Source organism: Inhella proteolytica (assembly GCF_016093275.1).
Taxonomy (GTDB): domain Bacteria; phylum Pseudomonadota; class Gammaproteobacteria; order Burkholderiales; family Burkholderiaceae_C; genus Inhella; species Inhella proteolytica.
The window spans coordinates 544,027-566,669 of sequence record NZ_JAEDAK010000001.1 but is presented as its reverse complement, the minus strand read 5'-3'; the positions used below and the strand labels follow the sequence as shown (position 1 = coordinate 566,669).

General features: G+C 67.2%; 25 protein-coding genes. 12 read left to right on the top strand and 13 right to left on the bottom strand.

Features of this window, described 5'->3' with window-relative positions; translation table 11 throughout:
- Window positions 1–78: 78 nt before the first annotated feature.
- Window positions 79–1,311 (top strand): DesA family fatty acid desaturase, encoded by a 1,233-nt coding sequence (locus I7X39_RS02560; protein WP_198109373.1) that lies wholly within the window; start codon window positions 79–81, stop codon window positions 1,309–1,311.
- Between the two features lie 127 nt (window positions 1,312–1,438).
- Entirely contained in the window at window positions 1,439–1,906 is a 468-nt protein-coding gene (locus I7X39_RS02555; RefSeq protein ID WP_198109372.1) for a DUF3016 domain-containing protein, read from the top strand.
- A gap of 76 nt (window positions 1,907–1,982) precedes the next feature.
- Here the strand turns inward: I7X39_RS02555 and rpmG are convergent, their stop codons facing one another.
- The 3 genes from rpmG to trxB all read right to left on the bottom strand — a co-directional run bounded on the left by rpmG (window position 1,983) and on the right by trxB (window position 3,556).
- Window positions 1,983–2,153, bottom strand: a complete 171-nt coding sequence (gene rpmG / locus I7X39_RS02550; protein ID WP_138856781.1) for a 50S ribosomal protein L33 — start codon at window positions 2,151–2,153, stop codon at window positions 1,983–1,985.
- Window positions 2,154–2,172: 19 nt separating this feature from the next.
- A complete protein-coding gene (rpmB, locus tag I7X39_RS02545) occupies window positions 2,173–2,406 on the bottom strand; it encodes a 50S ribosomal protein L28 (protein ID WP_198109371.1) in 234 nt (77 codons plus the stop codon).
- A gap of 205 nt (window positions 2,407–2,611) precedes the next feature.
- Window positions 2,612–3,556 carry a thioredoxin-disulfide reductase gene (trxB, locus tag I7X39_RS02540; RefSeq protein ID WP_198109370.1) on the bottom strand — a complete coding sequence of 315 codons (945 nt, stop codon included), beginning with the start codon at window positions 3,554–3,556 and terminating at the stop codon, window positions 2,612–2,614.
- A gap of 125 nt (window positions 3,557–3,681) precedes the next feature.
- On the opposite strand from trxB, the gene I7X39_RS02535 reads away from it, so the two are divergent.
- The 4 genes from I7X39_RS02535 (at window position 3,682) to I7X39_RS02520 (ending at window position 8,601) form a co-directional block, all read left to right on the top strand.
- The gene (locus tag I7X39_RS02535) at window positions 3,682–4,368 is read left to right on the top strand and encodes a Crp/Fnr family transcriptional regulator (protein WP_198109369.1); all 687 of its coding nucleotides are present in this window, start codon (window positions 3,682–3,684) and stop codon (window positions 4,366–4,368) included.
- An 80-nt stretch (window positions 4,369–4,448) separates the two neighbouring features.
- Window positions 4,449–6,710, top strand: a complete 2,262-nt coding sequence (locus tag I7X39_RS02530; RefSeq protein ID WP_232351677.1) for a DNA translocase FtsK — start codon at window positions 4,449–4,451, stop codon at window positions 6,708–6,710.
- Window positions 6,710–7,324, top strand: a complete 615-nt coding sequence (lolA, locus tag I7X39_RS02525) for an outer membrane lipoprotein periplasmic chaperone LolA (RefSeq protein ID WP_198109367.1) — start codon at window positions 6,710–6,712, stop codon at window positions 7,322–7,324. The genes I7X39_RS02530 and lolA overlap by 1 nt, the downstream gene beginning before the upstream one ends.
- Entirely contained in the window at window positions 7,321–8,601 is a 1,281-nt protein-coding gene (locus tag I7X39_RS02520) for a replication-associated recombination protein A (RefSeq protein WP_198109366.1), read from the top strand. The genes lolA and I7X39_RS02520 overlap by 4 nt, the downstream gene beginning before the upstream one ends.
- Window positions 8,602–8,603: 2 nt before the next feature.
- On the opposite strand, the gene I7X39_RS02515 is transcribed toward I7X39_RS02520, so the two are convergent.
- Window positions 8,604–9,347: a 2-keto-4-pentenoate hydratase gene (locus I7X39_RS02515; protein ID WP_198109365.1), complete on the bottom strand. Its 744-nt coding sequence runs from the start codon at window positions 9,345–9,347 to the stop codon at window positions 8,604–8,606.
- Window positions 9,344–9,808 (bottom strand): Lrp/AsnC family transcriptional regulator, encoded by a 465-nt coding sequence (locus I7X39_RS02510; protein ID WP_198109364.1) that lies wholly within the window; start codon window positions 9,806–9,808, stop codon window positions 9,344–9,346. The genes I7X39_RS02515 and I7X39_RS02510 overlap by 4 nt, the downstream gene beginning before the upstream one ends.
- Before the next feature lie 132 nt (window positions 9,809–9,940).
- Between I7X39_RS02510 and ald the strand changes: the two genes are divergently transcribed.
- From ald to I7X39_RS02485, 5 genes are all read left to right on the top strand, one after another.
- Entirely contained in the window at window positions 9,941–11,056 is a 1,116-nt protein-coding gene (gene ald, locus I7X39_RS02505) for an alanine dehydrogenase (RefSeq protein WP_198109363.1), read from the top strand.
- A gap of 150 nt (window positions 11,057–11,206) precedes the next feature.
- The gene (locus tag I7X39_RS02500) at window positions 11,207–12,130 is read left to right on the top strand and encodes a branched-chain amino acid ABC transporter permease (RefSeq protein WP_198109362.1); all 924 of its coding nucleotides are present in this window, start codon (window positions 11,207–11,209) and stop codon (window positions 12,128–12,130) included.
- 10 nt (window positions 12,131–12,140) lie between these two features.
- Window positions 12,141–13,226 (top strand): branched-chain amino acid ABC transporter permease, encoded by a 1,086-nt coding sequence (locus tag I7X39_RS02495; RefSeq protein ID WP_198109361.1) that lies wholly within the window; start codon window positions 12,141–12,143, stop codon window positions 13,224–13,226.
- A gap of 5 nt (window positions 13,227–13,231) precedes the next feature.
- Entirely contained in the window at window positions 13,232–14,026 is a 795-nt protein-coding gene (locus tag I7X39_RS02490) for an ABC transporter ATP-binding protein (protein WP_198109360.1), read from the top strand.
- A 10-nt stretch (window positions 14,027–14,036) separates the two neighbouring features.
- Window positions 14,037–14,756, top strand: a complete 720-nt coding sequence (locus I7X39_RS02485; RefSeq protein ID WP_198109359.1) for an ABC transporter ATP-binding protein — start codon at window positions 14,037–14,039, stop codon at window positions 14,754–14,756.
- Window positions 14,757–14,760: 4 nt separating this feature from the next.
- On the opposite strand, the gene I7X39_RS02480 is transcribed toward I7X39_RS02485, so the two are convergent.
- From I7X39_RS02480 to I7X39_RS02460, 5 genes are all read right to left on the bottom strand, one after another.
- The gene (locus I7X39_RS02480) at window positions 14,761–16,215 is read right to left on the bottom strand and encodes a caspase family protein (protein WP_198109358.1); all 1,455 of its coding nucleotides are present in this window, start codon (window positions 16,213–16,215) and stop codon (window positions 14,761–14,763) included.
- A gap of 12 nt (window positions 16,216–16,227) precedes the next feature.
- Window positions 16,228–17,046, bottom strand: a complete 819-nt coding sequence (locus I7X39_RS02475; protein ID WP_198109357.1) for a CsgG/HfaB family protein — start codon at window positions 17,044–17,046, stop codon at window positions 16,228–16,230.
- Between the two features lie 151 nt (window positions 17,047–17,197).
- On the bottom strand, window positions 17,198–18,244 hold the full coding sequence (locus tag I7X39_RS02470) for a Leu/Phe/Val dehydrogenase (RefSeq protein WP_198109356.1): 1,047 nt from the start codon (window positions 18,242–18,244) through the stop codon (window positions 17,198–17,200).
- A gap of 69 nt (window positions 18,245–18,313) precedes the next feature.
- Entirely contained in the window at window positions 18,314–19,042 is a 729-nt protein-coding gene (locus tag I7X39_RS02465) for a 2OG-Fe dioxygenase family protein (RefSeq protein ID WP_198109355.1), read from the bottom strand.
- Window positions 19,042–20,082, bottom strand: coding sequence for a CDP-6-deoxy-delta-3,4-glucoseen reductase (locus I7X39_RS02460; protein ID WP_198109354.1), 1,041 nt, complete (start codon window positions 20,080–20,082; stop codon window positions 19,042–19,044). Before I7X39_RS02460 ends, I7X39_RS02465 begins: the two co-directional genes overlap by 1 nt.
- Before the next feature lie 61 nt (window positions 20,083–20,143).
- On the opposite strand from I7X39_RS02460, the gene I7X39_RS02455 reads away from it, so the two are divergent.
- A complete protein-coding gene (locus tag I7X39_RS02455) occupies window positions 20,144–20,998 on the top strand; it encodes an NAD(P)H-binding protein (RefSeq protein ID WP_232351639.1) in 855 nt (284 codons plus the stop codon).
- A gap of 3 nt (window positions 20,999–21,001) precedes the next feature.
- Here I7X39_RS02455 and I7X39_RS02450 read toward each other — a convergent pair whose 3' ends face one another.
- The 3 genes from I7X39_RS02450 to cysM are packed head-to-tail and all read right to left on the bottom strand — an operon-like array spanning window position 21,002 to window position 22,640.
- The gene (locus tag I7X39_RS02450) at window positions 21,002–21,235 is read right to left on the bottom strand and encodes a sulfurtransferase TusA family protein (RefSeq protein ID WP_198109352.1); all 234 of its coding nucleotides are present in this window, start codon (window positions 21,233–21,235) and stop codon (window positions 21,002–21,004) included.
- Entirely contained in the window at window positions 21,232–21,747 is a 516-nt protein-coding gene (locus tag I7X39_RS02445; RefSeq protein ID WP_198109351.1) for an NUDIX hydrolase, read from the bottom strand. The genes I7X39_RS02450 and I7X39_RS02445 overlap by 4 nt, the downstream gene beginning before the upstream one ends.
- Complete coding sequence (gene cysM / locus I7X39_RS02440) at window positions 21,744–22,640, bottom strand: cysteine synthase CysM (RefSeq protein WP_198109413.1); 897 nt, start codon at window positions 22,638–22,640, stop codon at window positions 21,744–21,746. The genes I7X39_RS02445 and cysM overlap by 4 nt, the downstream gene beginning before the upstream one ends.
- Window positions 22,641–22,643 lie beyond the last annotated feature (3 nt).

Genomic DNA, 22,643 nt, shown 5'->3' with positions numbered 1-22,643 from the left:
CAGTGCAGCGAACTGGAGCATGACCCCTAAAATCGCGGCTTCCTTGATTTGGCGCTGCCCCCGGGCGGTGTGATCGACATGAATGCATGGACGGCGGCTTTTGACGCCTTTGCGACCTGGGCCGGCCAAGGCCTCGCGGATGCCAGTTTCTGGACCATCCTGGCCTATGTGCTGGTCACCACGCACATCACCATCGTCAGCGTCACGCTGTACCTGCACCGCTCGCAGGCGCACCGCTCGGTGGACATGCACCCGGCCGTGGCGCACTTCTTCCGCTTCTGGCTCTGGCTGAACACCGGCATGGTCACCAAGGAATGGGTGGCGATTCACCGCAAGCACCACGCCAAGTGCGAGACCGAGGAAGACCCGCACAGCCCGCAGACCCGCGGCCTCAAGGCCCTGCTGCTGACCGGCGTGGAGCTCTACCGCACCGAAGCCAAGAACGCCGAGACCATCAGCAAGTATGGTCATGGCACGCCGGACGATTGGATGGAGCGGCAGGTCTACACCCGGCTGGGCATCCACGGGGTTGCCGCGCTGCTGGTCTTCAACGTGCTGATGTTCGGCGGCTGGGGCGCCACCATCTGGGCCATCCAGATGCTGTGGATTCCGCTCTGGGCCACCGGTGTCATCAATGGCATCGGCCACTACTGGGGCTACCGCAATTTCGAAGCGCCGGACGCCTCGACCAATGTGTCGCCGATCGGCTTCATCGTGGGCGGCGAAGAGCTGCACAACAACCACCACACCTTCCCGACCTCGGCCAAGTTCTCGGTCAAGAAGTACGAGTTCGACATCGGTTGGGGTTACATCCGCCTGCTGCAGTTCTTTGGTCTGGCGCAGCCGCGCAAGCGTCCGCCGCAACTGGTGGAAGGGGCGATCCAGCCAGCTGACCGCCAGACCCTGGAGGCCGTGATTGCGAATCGTTATGAAGTGATGGCCCGCTTCGGTCGTGAAATGAAGGCGGCCTGCCGCCAAGAGCTCGATCGCCTGAAGGCCGAGGGTGCTCGCCACAGTGCGCGCTGGAGCGAGCTGAAGCTGGCCAAGCGCTGGCTGCCGCGTGATGCCGATCGCATCCCGGCCGAGCTGGGTGCCAAGCTGGCCGCGGTTCGTGCGGCGAATCCGGTTCTCGACCAATGGCTGACGATGCGCGAGGAATTGCGTCAGCTGTGGACGCGCACCAATGTGTCCGCCGAGCAGTTGGTCAAGGATTTGCAAGCCTGGTGCGCGCGTGCCGAGGCCAGCGGCATCGAAGAACTGAAGGCCCTGTCCATGCGCCTGCGGGCCTCGCGCCTGCCCAGTGCTGCCTGAGTCACTGCAAAGTGCTGTAAACCACGGGCCCTCTGGGCCCGTTTTTCTTGGGTCGCCCGGCTCGGCTTCCTATACTGGTTTCGCCGATGCCCTGAAGGGGCGGGCGCGGAACGATTTGGAGGCCATCATGCGTGCAGTTGCAATGGCGGTTGCGCTTTGGGCGGCGGCCGGTGCTCAGGCTGGAACAGTCCAGGTGCAGTACGCGGACACCAGCAAATTTGCCGATTTCGGCGAGACGAACTGGGACCGCGAGCGACACCAGAAGGAATTGACGCAATTTCTGCAATCTTGGGGCAAGCGCATCGGGCCGAATCAGGAACTCCTGATCGAGGTTCGCGATGTGAACCTGGCGGGCGAACTGGAGTGGTTGCGGGGCTATGCCCAGCGTCTTCGTGTGATGCGCTCGGTCACCCTACCGTATATCGATTTCAGTGTGGAGCTGAAGGAGGGCGGTCAGCTGCTACGCAAGGAGCATGTTGAGCTGCGTGACTTCAGCTACCTCAATGGCTCTGAACTGCGCTGGCGCGGCGAGGCTCTGGCGCACGAGAAGACCATGCTGGACCGCTGGTTCACGAGGCAGTTTCTGAAGCCCTGAAGGGACGGGCGACGCCAATGAAAAAGCCCGCCGATGGCGGGCTTTTCTTCTCGGAAGCAGTGGGCTCCTGGGGGGCTTACTTCAGCTTGATCTCTTTGTAGAGAACGTGCTTGCGAGCCTTAGGGTCGAACTTCATGAATTCCAGCTTTTGGGGCGTGGTCTTCTTGTTCTTGGCCGTGGTGTAGAAGTGGCCGGTGCCCGCAGTGGACTCCAGCTTGATTTTTTCGCGTCCGCCTTTAGCAGCCATGGTGTCGCTCCTTCAGTGATTAGGCTTGACCGTGGGCACGCAGATCGGCCAGCACGGCGTCAATGCCCTTCTTGTCGATCAGGCGCAGGCCAGCGTTGCTGATGCGCAGGCGCACCCAGCGATTTTCGCTCTCGACCCAGAAACGACGGTAGTGCAGGTTCGGCAGGAACCGGCGCTTGGTTTTGTTGTTGGCGTGGGAAACATTGTTCCCGACCATGGGCTTCTTGCCCGTGACTTCGCAGACGCGTGCCATGAGGACACTCCGTTCTCTACAGCGACCACGCGGGAGAGCGGACTCTCACGGTGGCGGCTTCACCTCGCCATGCGTACTTCGTACTCGGGTGGCGGTAACCCGTCCCTTCAGGGCAGCCGCGTGCTGACGAGTTCAGCAAGAAGCCGCTTCCGGAAAAGCCCGCGAGTATAGCCCACGCGGCAGCTTTTCCGTCGCGCCTCAAAACTTAGGCGTTTTGCTCCAAGTAGCGCTGGGCGTCAAGCGCCGCCATGCAGCCGGTTCCTGCGCTGGTGATGGCCTGGCGATAGACATGGTCCTGCACGTCACCGGCGGCGAAAACGCCTGGCACGCTGGTCATGGTCGCAAAGCCGTCCAGCCCGGAGCGGGTGCGGATGTAGCCATCCTTCATCTCGATCTGGCCCGCAAAGATGCCGGTGTTGGGCTGATGGCCGATGGCGATGAAGCAGCCATGCAGCTTGAGCTCTTGCGTTTCGTCCGTCTGCGTGGACTTGAGACGCACGCCCGTCACGCCGCTGCTGTCGCCCAGCACCTCATCCAGGGTCTGGAAGGTGTGCAGCACGATCTTGCCCGCGCTGACTTTCTCCATCAGCTTGTCCACCAGGATCGGCTCGGCGCGGAACTTGTCGCGACGATGGATCAGATGGACCGTGTTGGCGATGTTCGAGAGGTACAGCGCTTCTTCAACCGCCGTGTTCCCCCCGCCCACGACGCACACGTCCTGGCCCCGGTAGAAGAATCCGTCGCAGGTGGCGCAGGCGCTGACGCCGCGGCCAGAAAAGGCCTCCTCGGAGGGGAGGCCGAGGTATTTGGCCGAGGCGCCGGTGGCGATGATCAGGGCATCGCAGGTGTAGCTGCCGCTGTCGCCGGTCAGCGTGAAGGGGCGCTGACTGAAGTCGACCGCGTTGATGTGGTCGAACACGATCTCGGTCTTGAAGCGCTCGGCATGCTCTTGAAACCGCTGCATCAGCTCGGGGCCCTGAACACCCATCACGTCGGCCGGCCAGTTGTCCACCTCGGTGGTCGTCATCAGCTGACCGCCCTGGGCCATGCCGGTGATCAGCACCGGATTCAGATTGGCGCGCGCTGCATAGATGGCAGCGGTGTAACCGGCTGGGCCGGAGCCCAGAATGATGAGGCGGTGATGGGGCATGCTGGTGGGGCTTCGGCTGGGCTCTGGGCAGGGTTGCACCGGGGCAAGCCGCGCGAGGCGCTAAGGAAGAATGGCTTCATTCTAGGAGCCGGGTCCATAGCCGGCTTTCATCAAGGAGATTGCGCATGGCCATGCTGTCCAACCTCGACCTGATTCGGCGCGTGCGCCTGTTTTCGATGCTGACGCCCGAGCAAGCGCAGTCCATCGCGGACAGCGTCAGCAAGCGTCGCTTCAAGCGGGGCGAAGTGGTGGTGGAGCAGGGCACCCATAGCAACTCGCTCTACATCCTGCTCAATGGCCGGGCCCGGGTGTTGACGGCCGACCGGCGCGGGCGCGAGGTCATCATGGCGGTGCTGGAGGCCGGCGACCATGTGGGCGAAATGAGCCTGATCGATGGCGAGGCGGCCTCGGCCACTGTGCGCTGCGAGCAGCCCACCGACATGCTGGTGCTGGGCCGTGCCGAATTCGCCCGCTGCCTGCCCGACCCGAACAGTCTGGCCTACGGCATCTTGCGTGCGCTGGTGGCCCGGTTGCGCAATGCCGACCGCCAGATCGAGTCTCTGGCGCTGCTCGATGTCTACGGCCGCGTGGCCCGCACGCTGCTGGACATGGCGGAAGACGAGGATGGCCTGAAGATCATCCGCGGTCGGGTGTCGCGGCAGGACATGGCCAAGGTGGTGGGTGCCTCGCGTGAAATGGTCAGCCGGGTGATGAAGGATCTGGAGGAGCGCGGCCAGATCGAGACCCTGCAGGACGGCTCGGTGGTGCTCAAGCAGATCGATACCGACCAGAGTGAGGAAGCCGAGGAGTAGCTCGGCCCTGGGCCAGAATTCGGCCCATGACTTGGTTCCCTCCGTCGGCACCCAACTCTCAGGGTGCGACCCAGCGCTGGATGCGCACGCCCATCTGGTTGCTTCTGACTGCTTTGCTCTGGGCCCTGTTGGTGCTGGCCCTGGCGAGCCATGACGCGCAGGACAGCGCCTACTCCATCGCCACCGAACGCAGCCTGCCGGCCAATCGGCTGGGGGTGCTGGGGGCTTGGTTGTCCGATGGCCTGCTGTTCGCCTTCGGGTTTTCGGCCTGGTGGCTGGTGCTTGTGCTGGCGCGCCACTGGCTCGGCGGGCTGGCTGCCCTGTGGCGCGAGCGCCCGCAAGCGGAGCCGAACCCAGGCCCGCTGTGGCGCGTCTGGCTCGGCGTGGGCCTGCTGATCCTGTCCAGCTGCGTGCTGGAGTGGACGCGGCTCTATGCACTTGAAGCCCGCCTGCCCGGTCATGCGGGTGGCGTGCTCGGCTATGCCATGGGGCCCTTGGCCATGCAGCTGCTGGGCTTTGCGGGCTCCGGGCTGGCTGGCATCGTGCTGTTGCTGCTGGGTCTGGCTTGGGCGCTGGATTTCTCTTGGCTCCAGCTGGCGGAGCGCATCGGGCGTCAGCTGGAGGCCCTGCAGGAACGCCGCCGCACGGTGCGCGAGCAGCAGGAAGACCGCCGTTTGGGCGAGCAAGCCAAGGTCGAGCGGGAGGTCGAGGTTCAGGTTGCGAAGGTGGAGCAGCGCGAGCAGGAGCTGGTGCATGAGCCGCTGTTCATCGAACCCGAGGTGGTTGAATTGCCCCCGTCCACCCGCGTGGCAGCCGAGCGGCAGCAGCCCCTGTTCCAGGAACTGTCGACCACGCGCCTGCCGCAGATCGATCTGCTGGACGCACCCCCTCCCCGCGTGGAGACGGTGACGCCGGAATCGCTGGAGATGACCAGCCGCCTGATCGAGAAGAAGCTGCGCGACTTTGGCGTCGAGGTGCATGTGATCGCCGCCTACCCCGGCCCGGTGATCACGCGCTACGAGATCGAACCGGCCACCGGGGTCAAGGGCTCGCAGGTGGTCAACCTGGCCAAGGACCTGGCGCGCTCCCTGAGCCTGACCTCGATCCGCGTTGTCGAAACCATCCCGGGCAAGAACTGCATGGCGCTGGAACTGCCCAATGCGCGGCGGCAGACCATCCGCCTGTGCGAGATCCTGGGCTCGCAGGTCTATCACGATGCCGCGTCGATGCTGACGATGGCGCTGGGCAAGGACATCGTGGGCGCGCCCGTGGTGGCCGACCTGGCCAAGATGCCGCACTGCCTGGTGGCCGGTACCACCGGCTCGGGCAAATCGGTCGGCATCAACGCCATGATCCTGAGCCTGCTCTACAAGGCCGAGGCGCGCGACGTGCGGCTGATCATGATCGACCCCAAGATGCTGGAAATGAGCGTCTACGAGGGCATCCCGCACCTGCTCTGCCCGGTGGTCACCGACATGAAGCAGGCCGGCAACGCGCTCAACTGGTGCGTGGGTGAAATGGAGCGCCGCTACAAGCTGATGAGCAAGCTGGGCGTGCGCAACCTGGCCGGCTACAACAAAAAGATCGCCGAGGCGGCCGCGAAGGAACAAAGCATCCCCAACCCCTTCAGCCTGACGCCGGAGGCCCCGGAGCCGCTCGATCGCCTGCCGCACATCGTCGTCGTCATTGACGAATTGGCCGACCTGATGATGGTGGTGGGCAAGAAGATCGAGGAGTTGATCGCCCGCCTGGCCCAAAAGGCGCGCGCCGCCGGCATCCACCTGATCCTGGCCACGCAGCGTCCCTCGGTGGACGTCATCACCGGCTTGATCAAGGCCAATATCCCGACCCGCCTGAGCTTCCAGGTCAGCTCCAAGATCGACTCGCGCACCATCCTCGACCAGATGGGCGCCGAGGCCCTGCTGGGCATGGGCGACATGCTCTACATGGCCAGCGGCACCGGCCTGCCGGTGCGTGTGCATGGCGCCTTTGTCAGCGATGAAGAAGTGCACCGCGTTGTCGAGTACCTGAAAGAGCAGGGTGGCGAGCCCAACTACATCGAGGGCATCCTGGAAGGCGGCACCTTGGAGGGCGAGGGTGGCGAGGCGCTGCCGGGTGGCGGCGGCAACAGCGACGGCGAAAGCGACCCGATGTACGACCAGGCCGTGGCCGTGGTGCTGGAGCACAAGCGTGCCTCGATCTCGCTGGTGCAACGGCACCTGCGCATTGGCTACAACCGTGCCGCCCGCCTCTTGGAGCAGATGGAGAAGTCCGGCCTGGTCTCGGCCATGGCCACCAATGGCAATCGCGACATCGTCGTGCCGCGCCGCAACGAGGAATGATGAAGTTCAAGTCCCTGATCGCCGGTGCTTCCCTGCTGGCCACCGCTGCGGCCCAGGCAGCTGGCCTGGAGCAGTTGCTGCGTTTCCAGAAGGAGATCCAGAGCGCGCGGGTGCAGTTCGTGCAGACCGTCAGCTCGCCCGACGGCAAGAAGCAGAAGCACAACAAGGGTCAGTTCGAGTTCCAGCGCCCCAACCGCTTCCGCTTTGACTACGCCGCCCCGCAAAACCAGGTGCTGATCGGCGATGGCAAGAAGGTTTGGATGGTCGATCCGGACCTGAACCAGGCCAGCAGCCGTCCACTGGATGCGGTGCTCTCCAGCACCCCGGTGGCTCTGCTGGCCGGTGCCTCGTTGGGCGAGGCGTTCCAGCTCAAGGACGACGGTGAGCAGGGCGACATCGCCTGGGTGGCGGCCACGCCCAAGCAGGCGGATCAAGGCATCCAGAGCCTGCGCATCGGCTTGAAGGGCCGTGAGCTCGCGGCACTTGAGATCGTCGATGGTCTGGGCCAGCGCTCGCGTCTGGTTTTCAGCGGCTTCGAGGCCAATGCCAAGCTGGATGCCGAGCGCCTGCGCTTCACGCCGGCGCCGGGCATGGACGTGATCGACGGCAAGTGAGCGCTTCCGGCGACCTTTTTGCCGCCGGCACGCCGGCCCCGCTAGCCGAGCGCCTGCGGCCTCATCGGGTGGACGAGGTGGTGGGCCAACAGCATCTGCTCGGGCCGGGCAAGGTGCTGCGCATGGCCGTGGAGCGCAAACAGCTGCACTCGATGATCCTGTGGGGGCCACCGGGAGTGGGCAAGACCACCCTGGCGCGTCTGCTGGCGGAATCCAGCGGGCTGCCCTTCATCGCCATCAGTGCGGTGCTGGGGGGTGTCAAGGACATCCGCGAGGCGGTCGAGCAAGCGCGCATCCAGGGCCAGGCAGTGGTCTTTGTTGATGAGGTGCACCGCTTCAACAAGGCCCAGCAGGATGCGTTCCTGCCCCATGTCGAGTCGGGCTTGTTCGTGTTCATCGGCGCCACCACCGAGAACCCGAGCTTCGAGGTCAACGCGGCCTTGCTTTCGCGCGCCCGGGTGCATGTGCTACAGAGCTTGAGCGAGGACGAGCAGCGCCAACTGCTGGCGCGCGGTGCCCAGGCCATGAGAGTGGCGCTGGACGGGCCCAGCGGCGATGCCCTGCTGGCATGGGCCGATGGTGACGCCCGGCGCCTGCTGAACGCCGTCGAGGCCGTGGCCCAGGGGGGCGAACCCATCACGCCCGAGCTCGTGCTGCAGGTGCTGGGGAGCCGGCAACGCCGCTTCGACAAGGGCGGTGACAGCTTCTACGACCAGCTCTCGGCCTTCCACAAGTCGGTACGCGGGTCGGACCCCGATGCCGCCATCTACTGGCTGGTGCGCATGCTCGATGGCGGTGCCGACGGCAAGGTGCTGAGCCGGCGCATGCTGGCCATCGCGGCGGAAGACGTGGGGCTGGCCGACCCGCGCGCCTTGCAGCTCACCGTGGCCGCAGCCGAAACCTTCGAGCGCCTGGGCTCGCCAGAGGGCGAACTGGCGCTGGCGGAGGCGGCGCTCTATCTGGCCGTGGCGCCCAAGTCCAATGCCGGATACCTGGCGCTGAAGGCGGCGCGCGCGCTCGTCGAGGCCGATGGGGCGCGGCCCGTGCCCCTGCACCTGCGCAATGCCCCGACGAAGCTGATGAAGCAGCTGGGTGCCGGCGCCGAGTACCGCTATGCCCATGATGAGCCGGATGCCTTCGCGGCCGGCCAACGCTACCTGCCCGAGGGCTTGGAGGCGCAGCGCTTCTACGAGCCGAACGAGCGTGGCCTGGAGGCCAAGATCGCTGAGAAGCTCAGGCGTCTGCGTGAGTCCAATGCCCAGGCTGGGGTGGGCTGAGATCAGTCCCGGCTGAGGGCGAGTTCGCACTCGCCCAGGCCATCGATGCGGGCCCGCAAGGTCTCGCCGGCCTGCAAGGGCAGGGCGGGGGCGAGGGCACCAGTCGTGATCAGCTCGCCGGCCTGCAGGGCGGGCGCGCCCTGTTTGGCCAGCAGGGCCATGAGCTCTGCCAGGGCCGTCAAGGGGCTGCCGAAGACGAGGGCGCTGCTGCCGCGGCTCTGATGCGTGCCGACCTGCAACTCGGCCTGCAGTTCGCGCAGCAAGGCCGGGTCTGGCGCCCGCCAGGGGCCGACGCGCAGGCCCGCATGCACGCCGCCGGCCGCCACCGAATCGGCAACCGAAATCTGCCAGCTGGGGTAGGGCCGGTCGACGATTTCCAGCCCGAGGGCCATGGCATCGACGCAGTCGGGCAAGTCCGCCGCGCTGCGCGGGCTGTGCCGTAAGCGCAGCACGCACTCAAGCTCGACCTTGGGCTCGCGCCAGCCGGCCAGGCTCAGGCACCCGCCTAGCGGTGCCGTGCTGGCCGCGTAGAGCCAGCCCCAACTCGGACCCGCAATGCCCTGGCTCGCCCAGTTGGCACGATTGGTGTGGCCGATCTTGCGGCCGACGGCGCGCTCGCCGCGGACCAGACGTAGCTGGTGCCGGCGTGCGGCGATCTCATAGGCCTGCGGCAGACTCAGTTCCGGCCAGGGTTCCAGGAGTTCGCCCGCCTGCAGGGCGGCGGCATAGGTATCGATCGGATTCATAGCGGATAGGCCCGCAGCGGGATGACGGCGCGCATGGCAAAGGCCGTGCGTAGGCGCGCCACATGGGGCAGGGCGCTGATGCTGTGGCGGTGCACGCGCTCGTAGTCGGCCATGTCGGCCACTGCCACCCGCAGCAGGTAATCGAAATCGCCACTCATCAGATGGCACTCCAGCACAGCGGGGCAGGCGGCCACGGCACGCTCGAAGGCGTCCAGCGCCGGGCTGCCCTGGCCGGAGAGCGTGACCTCGATGAACACCGTCATCGAACGCCCGATGGCTTCCGGGCTGAGCAGGGCGCGGTAGCCGTGGATGGTGCCGCTCTGCTCCAGGCGCTGCAGGCGCCGCAGGCAGGCCGAGGGGCTGAGCGCGACCTGCTCGGCCAGCTGGGCATTGCTGAGCCGTCCGTCCTCTTGCAGCAGACGCAAGAGTTCACGGTCTATTCGGTCCAATTCGATTTCCATGCGGCGCAGTTTCAGCGAATTTTCGAACGAAGTTGCGTGAACCTAGGGTTTTCTAGGGTTGCGAACGCGATCTTCTGCGGACGCAGGCACCCGACGATGAAGCTCTTTGCATCCAACCCCTCGGAGACTTCCATGCGCATCGGCGTCCCCACCGAAATCAAGAACCACGAGTACCGCGTCGGCCTGACGCCCCCCAGCGTCCGCGAATTGGTGGCCGCCGGCCATGAGGTGTTCATTCAGGCAGGGGCCGGCAACGGCATCGGCTGCCCGGACGCCGAGTACCAAGCCATGGGCGCCAAGATCCTGGCCGACGCCACGGCGGTGTTCGAGCAGGCCGAGATGATCGTCAAGGTCAAGGAGCCCCAACCCTCCGAGACGGCGATGCTGAAGAAGGGCCAGCTGCTGTTCACCTACCTGCACCTGGCGCCGGATCCGGTGCAGGCCGAAGGCCTGATCAAGAGCGGCTGCACGGCGATCGCCTACGAAACCATCACGGATTCGCGCGGCGGCCTGCCCCTGCTGGCCCCGATGAGCGAAGTGGCCGGCCGCATGGCCATCCAGGTGGGCGCGGTGGCGCTGCAGAAGGCCAATGGTGGCCGCGGCGTGCTGCTGGGCGGCGTGCCCGGCGTGGCCCCCGCCAAGGTGGTGGTAATCGGTGGCGGCGTGGTGGGCACGCATGCGGCCCGCATGGCCATGGGCCTGGGCGCCGAGGTGGTGGTGCTGGACCGCTCGCTGCCGCGCCTGCGTCAGCTCGACGAGGTGTTCGGCGGCCGTCTCGTCACCGCCTACGCGAACCTGGACAACACCGAGGCCGCCGTGTTGTCGGCCGATCTCGTCATCGGCGCTGTGCTGGTGCCGGGCGCCGCCGCACCGAAGCTGATCCGCCGCGAGCAGCTGTCGCGCATGAAGCCGGGTTCGGTCATCGTTGACGTTGCCATCGACCAGGGCGGCTGCTTCGAAACCTCGCACGCGACCACGCATGCCGAGCCGACCTACGAGGTGGATGGCGTGGTGCACTACTGCGTGGCGAACATGCCCGGAGCAGTGCCGCGCACCTCGGCCTTCGCGCTGAACAACGCCACCTTGCCGTTCACGCTGGCCCTGGCCAACAAGGGCTGGCGCGCCGCCTGCGCCGCCGATCTCCATCTGGCGGCCGGCCTCAATGTGCACGAAGGTCAGATCACCTACGAAGCCGTGGCGCGCGAACTGGGCAAGCCCTTCGTCGACCCCAAGCAACTGCTGGCCTGAGCGCAGCAGCGCGGAACGACGGGGCGCCCTGCGGGGCGCCCTTGTTTTTTGGCCGCCAAGTCCAGCGGGTTATCCCAGGCAGGAAGGCGGGAAGGGCCTTCACATAATCGGCCGCAACCTGTGCCCTGGCGCACTGCCAAGGAGAACGACTTGGAAGTCCTGATTCAGCAAATCATCAACGGCCTGGTCCTGGGGAGCATGTATGCCCTGGTGGCCCTGGGCTACACGATGGTCTACGGCATCATCAACCTCATCAATTTCGCCCACGGCGAGATCCTGATGATTGGCGCGCTGACGAGTTGGACCGTCATCGGCGCACTGGCCGGCTCGGGCCTGCCCGGCTGGGCCCTGATGATCGTGGCCCTGGGCTGTGCCATCGTGGTCTGCTCCGCCGTCAACTTCACGATCGAGAAGATCGCCTACCGGCCGCTGCGCAGCGCGCCGCGCCTGGCCCCGCTGATCACCGCCATGGGTATGAGCCTGATGCTGCAGACGCTCGCCATGGTGATCTGGAAGCCCAATCCCAAACCCTTCCCGCTGCTGCTGCCCACCGATCCGATCAACCTCGGCGGCCCGGTCATTTCCGTCACCCAGGTGCTGATCCTGGTGACCACCGGGGTGCTGCTGGCCGCGCTGATGTGGCTGGTCAACAAGACCAAGCTGGGCCGCGCCATGCGCGCCACGGCCGAGAACCCCAAGGTCGCCTCGCTAATGGGCGTCAAGCCCGATTTCGTGATCTCGGCCACCTTCGTCATCGGTGCGGCGCTCGCCGCCGTGGCCGGCCTGATGTGGGCCGCCAACTACGGCACCGCGCAGCACACCATGGGCTTCATGCCGGGTTTGAAGGCCTTCACGGCCGCGGTGCTGGGCGGCATTGGCAACCTGGCGGGCGCGATGGTGGGCGGCATCCTGCTCGGCCTGATCGAAGCCATCGGCGCGGGTTACCTGGGTGAGCTGACCGGCGGCGTGCTGGGCAGCCACTACGCCGACATCTTTGCCTTCGTGGCCCTGATCCTCGTCCTCACGTTGCGCCCCTCCGGCTTGCTGGGCGAACGCGTGGCCGACCGCGCCTGAGGGAGTTCGCATGCAACAGACCAAGAAACTCGCCGTCTTCCTGGCCAGTGCGCTGGCCCTGCTGATCCTGCCGCTGATCGCGCAGCAATTCGGTTCCGGCCCGGTGCGCATCATGGACACGGCCTTGCTGTACGTGATGCTGGCCCTGGGCCTGAACATCGTGGTGGGCTACGCCGGCCTGCTGGACCTGGGCTATGTGGCGTTCTACGCCGTGGGCGCCTACATGTTCGCGCTGCTGGCCAGCCCCCATCTCTGGGACACCTTCCCGGCCATTGCGCAGATGTTCCCCGACGGCCTGCACACGCCGCTCTGGGTCACCATCCCGCTCGGCGCCGGGCTGGCGGCGCTGGCAGGGGTGCTGCTGGGGGCGCCCACGCTGAAACTGCGCGGTGACTATTTGGCCATCGTGACCCTGGGCTTCGGCGAAATCATCCGCGTCTTCATGAACAACCTGGAGCACCCGGTCAACATCACCAACGGGCCGCGCGGTCTGGGTCAGATCGACTCGATCGCCGTCTTCGGTGTGCCGCTCTCGCAGAAGACCTCGCTGTTCGGCTTCGAGCTGCCCGGCGTGACCCTGCACTACTACCTGTTCCTGACGCTGGTGGTGGTGTCGGTCTTGATCTGTTACCGCCTGGAGAACTCGCGCATCGGCCGCGCGTGGATGGCCATCCGCGAAGACGAGATCGCCGCCAAGGCCATGGGCATCAACACCCGCAACCTCAAGCTGCTGGCCTTCGGCATGGGCGCCACCTTCGGCGGCGTGGCCGGTGCGATGTTCGCGGGCTTCCAGGGCTTCGTCAGCCCCGAGTCCTTCAGCCTGCAGGAGTCGGTGCTGATCGTCGCCATGGTGGTGCTCGGCGGCATGGGCCATCTGCCTGGCGTCATCCTGGGCGCGCTGCTGCTGGCCGCGCTGCCCGAGGTGCTGCGCTACGTGGCCGGGGACATCCAGCAGATGACCGACGGCCGCATCGATGCCGCCATCCTGCGCCAGGCCCTGGTGGCGCTGGCGATGATCGTCATCATGCTGATGCGTCCGCGCGGCCTGTGGCCTGCGCCCGAGCACGGCAAGCCCGCTCCAAACACTCCTGCCTGAACACCATGAGCACGGACATCGTCTTGAAAGTCCAGGGGGTCTCCAAGCGCTTCGGCGGCTTGCAGGCGCTCTCCGAGGTCGGCGTTGAGATCCGCAAGGGCCAGGTCTATGGCCTGATCGGCCCCAACGGCGCCGGCAAGACCACCTTCTTCAATGTCATCACGGGGCTGTACACGCCGGATGGCGGCAGCTTCGAGTTGGGCGGCATGCCCTACCGGCCGGCCGCCGTGCACCTGGTGGCCAAGGCGGGCATCGCCCGCACCTTTCAGAACATCCGTCTCTTCCCCGAGATGACGGCCCTGGAAAACGTCATGGTGGGTCGCCATGTACGCACGCACAGCGGGCTGCTCGGCGCGATCTTCCGCACGCCGTCCTTCAAGAAGGAGGAAGCCGAGATCGCCCAGCGTGCGCGCGAGCTGCTTGAGTACGTGGGCATCGGTCGGCATGCCGAGTTCCGTGCGCGCACCTTGAGCTACGGCGACCAGCGGCGCCTGGAGATTGCGCGCGCCCTCGCCACCGACCCCCAGCTGATTGCCCTGGACGAGCCGGCCGCCGGCATGAACCAGACCGAGAAGGTGGTGCTGCGCGAGCTGATCGACCGCATCCGCAAGGACGGCCGCACCATCCTGCTGATCGAGCACGACGTGAAGCTGGTGATGGGGCTGTGCGACCGCGTCACGGTGCTGGACTACGGCAAGCAGATTGCCGAAGGCACGCCGGCCGAGGTGCAGAGCAACGAAAAGGTCATCGAGGCCTATCTGGGTGCCGGCCATGCGCAGGCGCCCGCCGCCACCCACTGAGGAAGCGCCCATGGCAGATGATGTGTTGTTGCAGGTCTCGAACCTGAAGGTGGCCTACGGCGGCATTCAGGCCGTCAAGGGCGTGAATTTCGAAGTCCGCGCTGGGGAACTGGTCAGCCTGATCGGTGCCAACGGCGCCGGCAAGACCACCACGCTCAAGGCCGTCACCGGCCTGCAGCCGGTGGCTGATGGCGACGTGCTCTACCTGGGCAAGTCCATCAAGGGCCAGGGCGCCTGGGATCTGGCCAAGCAGGGCCTGGTGATGGTGCCGGAAGGGCGGGGCACCTTCACGCGCATGACCATCGTCGAAAACCTGCAGATGGGCGCCTACACGCGCAATGACAAGGCGGGCATCGACGCCGACATGGAGCGCGTGTTCACCTTTTTCCCGCGCCTGAAGGAGCGGCGCGACCAGCTGGCCGGCACCATGTCCGGCGGCGAGCAGCAGATGCTGGCCATGGGCCGCGCGCTGATGGCCCGCCCCAAGGTGCTGCTGCTGGACGAACCCTCGATGGGCCTGTCGCCCATCATGGTCGACAAGATTTTCGAGGTCGTGAACGAGATCCACGGCCAGGGCGTGACCGTGTTGCTGGTGGAGCAAAACGCCAGCCGCGCGCTGCAGCTGGCGAACCGTGGCTATGTGATGGAGTCCGGCCTGGTCACGATGACGGGGCCAGGGGCGGAGCTGCTGGCCGACCCCAAGGTGCGCGCCGCCTACCTCGGCGAGTAAGCCCTCAGGAAGGCCGGCACAGCTGGGTGATCAGCTGGCTGGCCATGTCGGTGGCCTGCGCCTGCACCAGTTCCAGGAAGGCGTTGCTGACGTCGGCGCCGGCGTAGGACTCTTCACGCCCCATCGCGCTCGCGACTTCCTGGCCGCTCGCGCTGATAAGGCTCAGCGCGGCGTTCACCGACACCTCGTTGACACGCAGCAGGTGGTGGCGGTTCGCGGTGCTGCTCACCGTGCCCTGCACCACGTAGCCGCCCGCCTGGCCGACCTTCATGCCGGCCTGGCGCAGACGCTGGGCCAAGGCCACGCTGAACTGTCCGCCCCCGGACTCGCTGAGCTTGAGTTGGACACGCGCCTGCCGACGCGCCGGCGCGCATTCCAGCGAGGCGAGCGTGCGCTCGAAGGCCACCTCACGCCCGGCCGCCGTGGCGCGGTCCATCTTGGCTTCCTCTTCCGAGAACGAGAAGCCCCCGGTGGAGCGGGCAACGTTCTGCCGCCCCAGCGCTGCGGGTGCTGCCGCGCCCTGGGTGGCAGGTGCGGTAGCCGCTACCAGCTGCGCGGCCTGCACACGCGCCTGCTCGGCATAGCGGCCATTCGGAAAACGCTCCAGATAGGCGCGGTAGGCCGAGGGCTTGCCGGATTCGGCCACCAGCTGCCACATCTCCTGGTCCAGATCGGCCGGCAGCGCCGCGCTTGCCGAGCCGGCGCCGGCATTGCCAGTGAAGAAGAAGTCGCCTTCCAGCGAGGTGCTTTCCCAGGGGATCTGGCGGCCGTTCGAGGCCTGGCGCACCGCCACGCGGGTGCGCTTGAACACGTCCTCCACTTTGAGGCCCGGCGTGTTCATATTGCGCAGCAGATGGCTGGTGTAGAGCCCGTTGTTGCCGGCCCCGTCGGCGGCTTCGGCGCCGGGCGCCGTGGCGAAGGCAATGATGGAGCCGGTGGGGGCATCCATCTGTGCCAGGCCACTGGCACCCGAGCGGGCGCCACGCGTGAAGGGGTTGTTGCGGCAGGCGTCCAGGATGACGATGTTGAGCGGGTTCTTCGCGCTCTCCATCTTCTCCAGCACCTGGCCGATGTCGAAGGCCTTGTAGGCCACCTCGTCCTCGCGCTCGATGTGGGCGTCCACCGGCACCAGGAAATTGCGGCCTTTGACCTGGACGCCGTGCCCGGCGTAATAGAAGAGCCCGACACCATCTTTCAGCTGATCACCGAACTCTCGCGTGGCGTCGAACATCTGCTTTTGCGAGGCGTTCTCCAGGCTGATGACCTTGAAGCCGAGGCGCCGCAGGCTGTCCGACACCGCACGGGCATCGTTCAACGGATTGGCCAGGGGCGAGCTCTTGTAGGCCGCATTGCCGATGACCAGGGCGATGCGCTTGCCCTTGTCCAGACTGGAGGCTGCGGCCGGCCAGGCGGCCAGCGCCCACAGCAACAGGGAAAGCAGGAAGGTGCGCATGGCCATGGCCCTCGGGTCTTACTTGTGACGGGCGTCAATTTCCGACACCCCGCGTTGCACCAGGCGTTGCACCAGGGTGTCAAGCCCCACGCCACCGGTGGCGTTGCTGCGCACGCCGGCAATGGAGGTCACCTTAGCGCCCACTTCCATCTTTTCCTCGAAGTAGCCGTTGGCCACCTGCTCCGAGGTGTTGGCATCCAGGATCTTGTAGCGCATGCCCACGTTCCAGACCACGGCCTGCTGGTCGGTCCGCACCGAGCCCGCGACGGTGGAGCCGGCAGCGGCGGCCTTGCCGCGGCCGAAGATGTTGAGCAGGTTCGCTGCGGTGCTGCCGTCGATGCCGCCACCCGAGGAAGCCACCGGCTCGGCCTTGAGCACATCGAACTTCACGACCCAGCGGGTGGTGGAGATCTTGCCCTTCTGGAAGGCGCGCTGGGCCTGCTTGACGTCGCCCACGTTGTAGGCCAACTCAACTTCGCGCAGCAGCGCCCCCAACTGGGCGCGCTCCAGCACCGTGAAATTGGCGCGCGTCAACTCCAGCTCGACGAAGTCGGCGATGTTGTTGGCGGTGACGCGCTGGGTGAAGGTGGCGTTGGCGCCCTTGATTTCACCGGGCAGCACGATGATGCGCGGGCCTTTCTTGGCGGCATTCGCGTACTCGATGGCCTGGTACTGGCCCATGTCGGCGCGGCGGTTGGCGTCGTTGGAGACCGCCGAACCTGCCACCGGCGAGGGGTTGTTGCCCATGCCGCCGCCGGCCGCGCAGGCCGTCAGCAGCACCACCAGCAGCGCGCCGGCGCCGCGTCGAACGAGAGATTTCAAAGCCTCGGAGTTCATGTCCGTCTCCATCGCTGCAGGCCCCCTGGCCCGCTCTGTTTCGCAGTGTAAGGAGCGGTGCGCCAGGGCGACATGGGTCACAGCCGAGGCAGGGGGGCGAGCACAAAAAAGCCCTGGGCGCGCCCAGGGCTTCGTAGTGGGGCGCTGGCGCTCAGGGCTTGACGAGCAGGCTCTGCGCCCAGGCATCGGCCTCGGCCGCGGGGGTGCGGCCGCTGGTCTTGATACGCACCAGCAATTCGTTCACGCGCTCGGCGATGCGGCTCACTTCGGCCATCACCGCGCCTTCTTCGCCTTCGCCGCGGTATTCGCGCGCCACGGAGATGATGCCGCCGGCATTCACCAGGTAGTCCGGAAGGTAGGTGATGCCGCGCTTGGCCAGCTCATCACCGTCGTGCGGCAGGGCCAGCTGGTTGTTGGCGGCGCCGCAGATCAGCTTGGCCTGCAGCGTGGGGATGCTGGTGGCGTTCAGCGAGGCACCGAGGGCGCAGGGTGCCAGCACGTCGCAGGGGGCGGCCAGGATCTGATCCACCGTCACCACCTCGGCACCGAACTGGGCCTGGGCCTTGGCGGTCTTGGCGGGGTCGATGTCGGCCACCACCAGCTGGGCGCCGGCCTTGTGCAGGAACTCGGCGAGGTGCCAACCCACGGCACCCAGGCCCTGGATGGCGACCTTCAGGCCCTGCAGGTCGCTGCGGCCCAGCACGGTCTTCGCGCCGGCCTCGATGGAGACGAACACGCCCCAAGCGGTCTTGGGGCTGGGGTCGCCGCCAAAGGCGCCTTCGCGCGGGATGCCGGAGACGTACTTCGTCAGGGCCTGCACGCCGCGCATGTCGGCGGTGGTGGTGCCCACGTCCTCGGCGGTGATGTAGGCGCCTTGCAGGCTGTCCACGGCGCGGGCGAAGGCGGCAAACAGCTTGGCGCGGTCGAACTCACCTTTGGGCTTGACGATCACGGCCTTCCCGCCGCCGAAGGGCAGACCGGCCAGGGCGTTCTTCATGCTCATGCCTTGGGAGAGGCGCAGCGCGTCGTGGTGGGCGGCCAGGTCGTTTTCATAGGCCCAGAGGCGGCAGCCGCCGAAGGCGGGGCCGCGGGCGGTGCTGTGCACGGCAATCATGGTGCGCAGGCCGGATTCGGCGTCGGCGGCGATCAGCACGCGTTCGTGCGGGGCTTGGTGGGGCAGGCCGAAGAAGGAAGGCATGGGGTAGGGCTTTCGCTTGGGGAGGTTCAAACGCCGTCCGCGCTTGTGGCGCAGGGGCGAGGAGCACGTTCAGGGGCCTTGAAAGCCGCCGGAACGCAGGGTGATCACGAGGGTATCGCGGTGGCCGCGTGCCGCCCCATCGGGTTGGATGGGCGTGGCTTCGTGAATCATGCGGGGGTCGTCGAGTAGCAGCAGGCTGCCGGGTTCGGTCAGCGTGAAGCGCTGGCCGGCCGGGCCAGTGGCCTCGAAGACACGGGTCTCGCCGCCCTTGATGTGCTGGCGTGCCAGCAGCAACACCGCCACCAGGTCCACGCCGTCGCGGTGGGCGCCCTCGGGCGTCGGGCGGCCGATGCCGCCTTCGGTGTCGATGCGGAAGGGGTGGACCTCGATGAACCAGGGCTGAGCACCGCGCAAGCGATCGGCGCTGCGTGCCAGGCGGCGTAGCAAGGCCTGGAACGCCGGGTGCACGGCCATGGCGGGGTCCACGGGTTCGTACCAGCGCTCGATGCCGCCGTGCAGGGCGTTGTAGTCCAGCGGCTGCCAGTGGGCGCGGCGCGGGGTTTCGGTGACGGCGCTGCCGTCGACGACGAAGCAGCTGTGGCGGCGCGAGCGGTAGCGGCCGCCGTCCTTCAGGTAACCGTCCGGGCGCAGGTCGTCCCAGTAGGGCTGCAGCGCCAGCAGTTCAGGCAGCGGCAGGCCCAGCCACCCGGCCGTGCCCTGCGGCGACAGCACGGCCTGGCCGCTTTGCAGCAGGGACTCATCGGCCGCCGAGGCGGCCACGAAGGGCGGCTGGAACATCAGGCGGTGGCGCCGTGCTTGTCGGCTTCGCTGGTGAAAGCGTCGGCGAAGAAGCAGTCATCCGGCAGCCCGGCGCTGGCGTAATCGCGCTTGGCCGATTCGATGACGATCGGGGCGCCGCAAGCGTAGACCTCGTAGCCGGCGAGATCCGGCAGGTCCTGCAGCACGGCCCGGTGCACAAAGCCGCTGCGGCCGCTCCAGCCGTCCTCGGGCAGGGCATCCGAGCACACCGGCACGTACTGCAGCCAGGGCAGGCGGGCCGCGGCCTCGCGCACCCAGGCGTCCAGGTACAGATCGGCCGGACGGCGGCCACCCCAGTACAGGCTGACCGGCCGGGTGTTGCCGTCCGCTTCGAGTTGTTCGATCAAGGCCTTGATGGGGGCGAAACCCGTGCCGCTGGCCAGGAAGACCATCGGCTTGTCGGATTCGCGGCGCAGGAAGAAGCTGCCGAACGGCCCCTCGGCGCGCAGGATGTCGCGCTCCTTGAGGCTGCTGAAGGCGTGGTCGGTGAACTTGCCACCCGGCATGTGGCGGATGTGGAGCTCGATCGCCGGCGGGTCGCCCAGTTGGGACGGGGCGGTGGCCATCGAATAGGCGCGGCGGCTGCCATCGCGCAGGATGAACTCGAGGTACTGGCCGGCATGGAACTGGAAGTTCTGCGTGGCCGGCAGTTGCAGGCGCAGGCGCAGCACATCGGGAGCGGGCTTCTCGGCGGAGATCACGCGCACTGGCAGCTTCAGTACCGGGTGCAGGCCCTCGGCCGGCACGCTACGCGCCTCGATCGTGCAATCCGTCTGTGGCGTGGCGCAGCAGGTGAGGATGAATCCTGCGGCTTCCTCTTCGCTGCTCAGTGCCTTGGCCTGGTGTACGCCGTGGATGACCCGGCCTTCGAGCAGCCGGCTCTTGCAGGAACCGCAGGCGCCGTCCTTGCAGCCATAGGGCAGGCCGATGCCCTGTTCGATGGCGGCAGACAGGATGGTGGCGTCGCGTGGCACTTCGATGCTGCGGCCGGCGGGTTGAACGGTGACGGTCAGGGTCATGGGGACGGAAGCGGAGAGGAAACCTAGACTGGGCGGCGATTGTCCGGGAGGAATGCAGACGATGCGGGTCTTGGTGGTGGGATGTGGCGATGTCGGGCAGCGCTTGCTGCGGCTGGTGCCGCCAGGGGTGCAGATGCTGGTGCTGGCGCGCGAGCCGGAGCGCCTGGCGGCTTGGCGCGCAAGCGGCGTGCGCTTGCTGCGCGGCGATCTGGACGATCCAGCCAGCCTGCGCCGCCTGGCCGGCCTGGCCGATGCCGTGGTGCACCTGGCGCCGCCGCCGGGGCAGGGCGAGGGCGACCCGCGCACCGCGGCCTTGTTGGCGGCCTTGGCGCGCGGCCGCGCGCCGCGCGCCTTCGTCTACGTGTCCACCACCGGTGTGTACGGCGATTGGGGCGGGGCGCGGATCGACGAGACCGCGGTGCGCCGGGCTCAGACGGCGCGGGCCCTGCGCCGTGTGGACGCCGAAGAGCGCTTGCGGGTCTGGGCCCGCGAGCGCAGCGTGCGCCTGAGCCTGCTGCGCGCGCCCGGCATCTATGCCGCCGACCGCGAAGGCCATCCGCGCGAGCGCCTGCTGGCCGGCCGGCCGCTGCTGCGCGCCGAGGACGATGTGTTCACCAACCACATCCAGGCCGATGACCTGGCCCGGGCCTGCTGGCGCGCGCTCTTCCTGGGCAAGCCGCTGCGCGCCGTGAACGTGGTGGACGACAGCGAGCGCCGCATGGGCGAGCACTTCGACCTGGCAGCCGCCCGCCTGGGCCTGCCGCGCGCGCCGCGCATCAGCCGTGCCGAGGCGTCCGTGCAGATGACGCCCATGCAACTGAGCTTCCTCAGCGAGAGCCGGCGCATTGGCAACCAGCGCCTCAAGCGCGAACTGCGCCTGCGCTTGCGCTACCCGCTGCCCGAGCTCGGCTGGTAAGGCCTATTTCTTCTTCAGCACGTGGACGAATTCGTCCTGCTGCTGCGCCTGTTCGATCAGCTCATGGCCGGTCTGGCGCGCAAAGGCCTGGAAGTCGCGGGTCGAGCCCGGATCCGTGGCCAGGATACGCAGCACCTGGCCGCTTTCCAGCTCGGCCAGGGCCTTCTTGGCCTTGAGGATGGGCAGAGGGCAGTTGAGGCCGCGCACATCCAGTTCGCGGTCGAAGGGTGGATTCATTCGAAAAACTCGGGTTCGATGCCGCGCTGCCGCAGATAGGTGGCCAGGGCCTGGCCCGTGCCCTGCGGCCAGCAGCGCACCTTGTCGGGGGGAATCAGCTTGTACTCGGCCAGCTCGGGGCTGAGCACGATCTCGCCAGCGGTCGGCACGTGGTAGGCCACGATCAGCTGGTTCTTCTTCTGGAAATCCCACACGCCCAGCAGGCGGGGCGGGGCGCTGGCCTGCAGGCCGGTCTCTTCGGCCACCTCGCGCAGGATGCCGTCTTCCGGCGTCTCACCCGCTTCCATGAAGCCGGTGATCAGGCCGAAGAAGCGCCCCGGCCAAGCGGCATTGCGCGCCAGCAGCAACTGGCCCTCGCGGTCCGTGCACTCGACCACGGCGGCCAGCACCGGGGTCGGGTTGTTCCAGTGCGTGAAGCCGCAGGCCGGGCAGCGCAGTCGCGTCTTGGGGCCGCCGTCCTCCAGTTGCTCGATGTCCGCCAGCGGCGTCGTGCACTCCGGGCAGAACTTCATGCGGGAAAGACTCCGGTGGAGAGATAGCGGTCGCCACGATCGCAGACCACGAAGACGATGGTGGCGTCGCGCACCACGCGGGCGATGCTCAGCGCCACGCAGCAGGCACCCGCAGCCGAAATGCCACCGAACAGGCCTTCTTCGCGCGCCAGCCGGCGTGCCATTGTCTCGGCGTCCGCCTGGCTGACCAGCACCAGTTCGTCCACGCCGCTCGGGTCGTAGATCTTGGGCAGGTAGGCCTCGGGCCATTTGCGGATGCCCGGAATGCGCGAGCCCTCCTGCGGCTGGGCTCCGACGATGCGCACTGCGGGGTTCCGCTCCTTCAGATACCGCGAGACCCCGGTGATGGTGCCGGTGGTGCCCATGGCCGACACGAAATGCGTGACGCGCCCACCGGTGTCCTGCCAGATCTCGGGCCCGGTGGTTTCGTAGTGCACGCGCGGGTTGTCGGCGTTGGCGAACTGGTCGAGCACGCGGCCCTTGCCCTCGTTCTGCATCTGTTCGGCGAGATCGCGCGCGTACTCCATGCCGCCGCTGCGCGGCGTGAGGATCAACTCGGCGCCGAAGGCCTTCATGGTCTGGGCGCGCTCGATGGAAAGGTCCTCCGGCATGATCAAGACCATGCGGTAGCCGCGGATCGCGGCGGCCATGGCCAGGGCGATGCCGGTGTTGCCGCTGGTGGCCTCGATGAGGGTGTCGCCGGGCTTGATGTCGCCACGCTCTTCGGCGCGCCGAATCATGCTGATGGCGGGGCGGTCCTTCACGGAGCCCGCAGGGTTGTTGCCCTCCAGCTTGGCCAGCAGCACATTGCCGCGGCTGTCGCTGCCCAGCAGGCGTTGCATACGCACCAGCGGGGTGCGGCCGATCACGTCTTCCAGCGTGGGGTAGGGGATGCT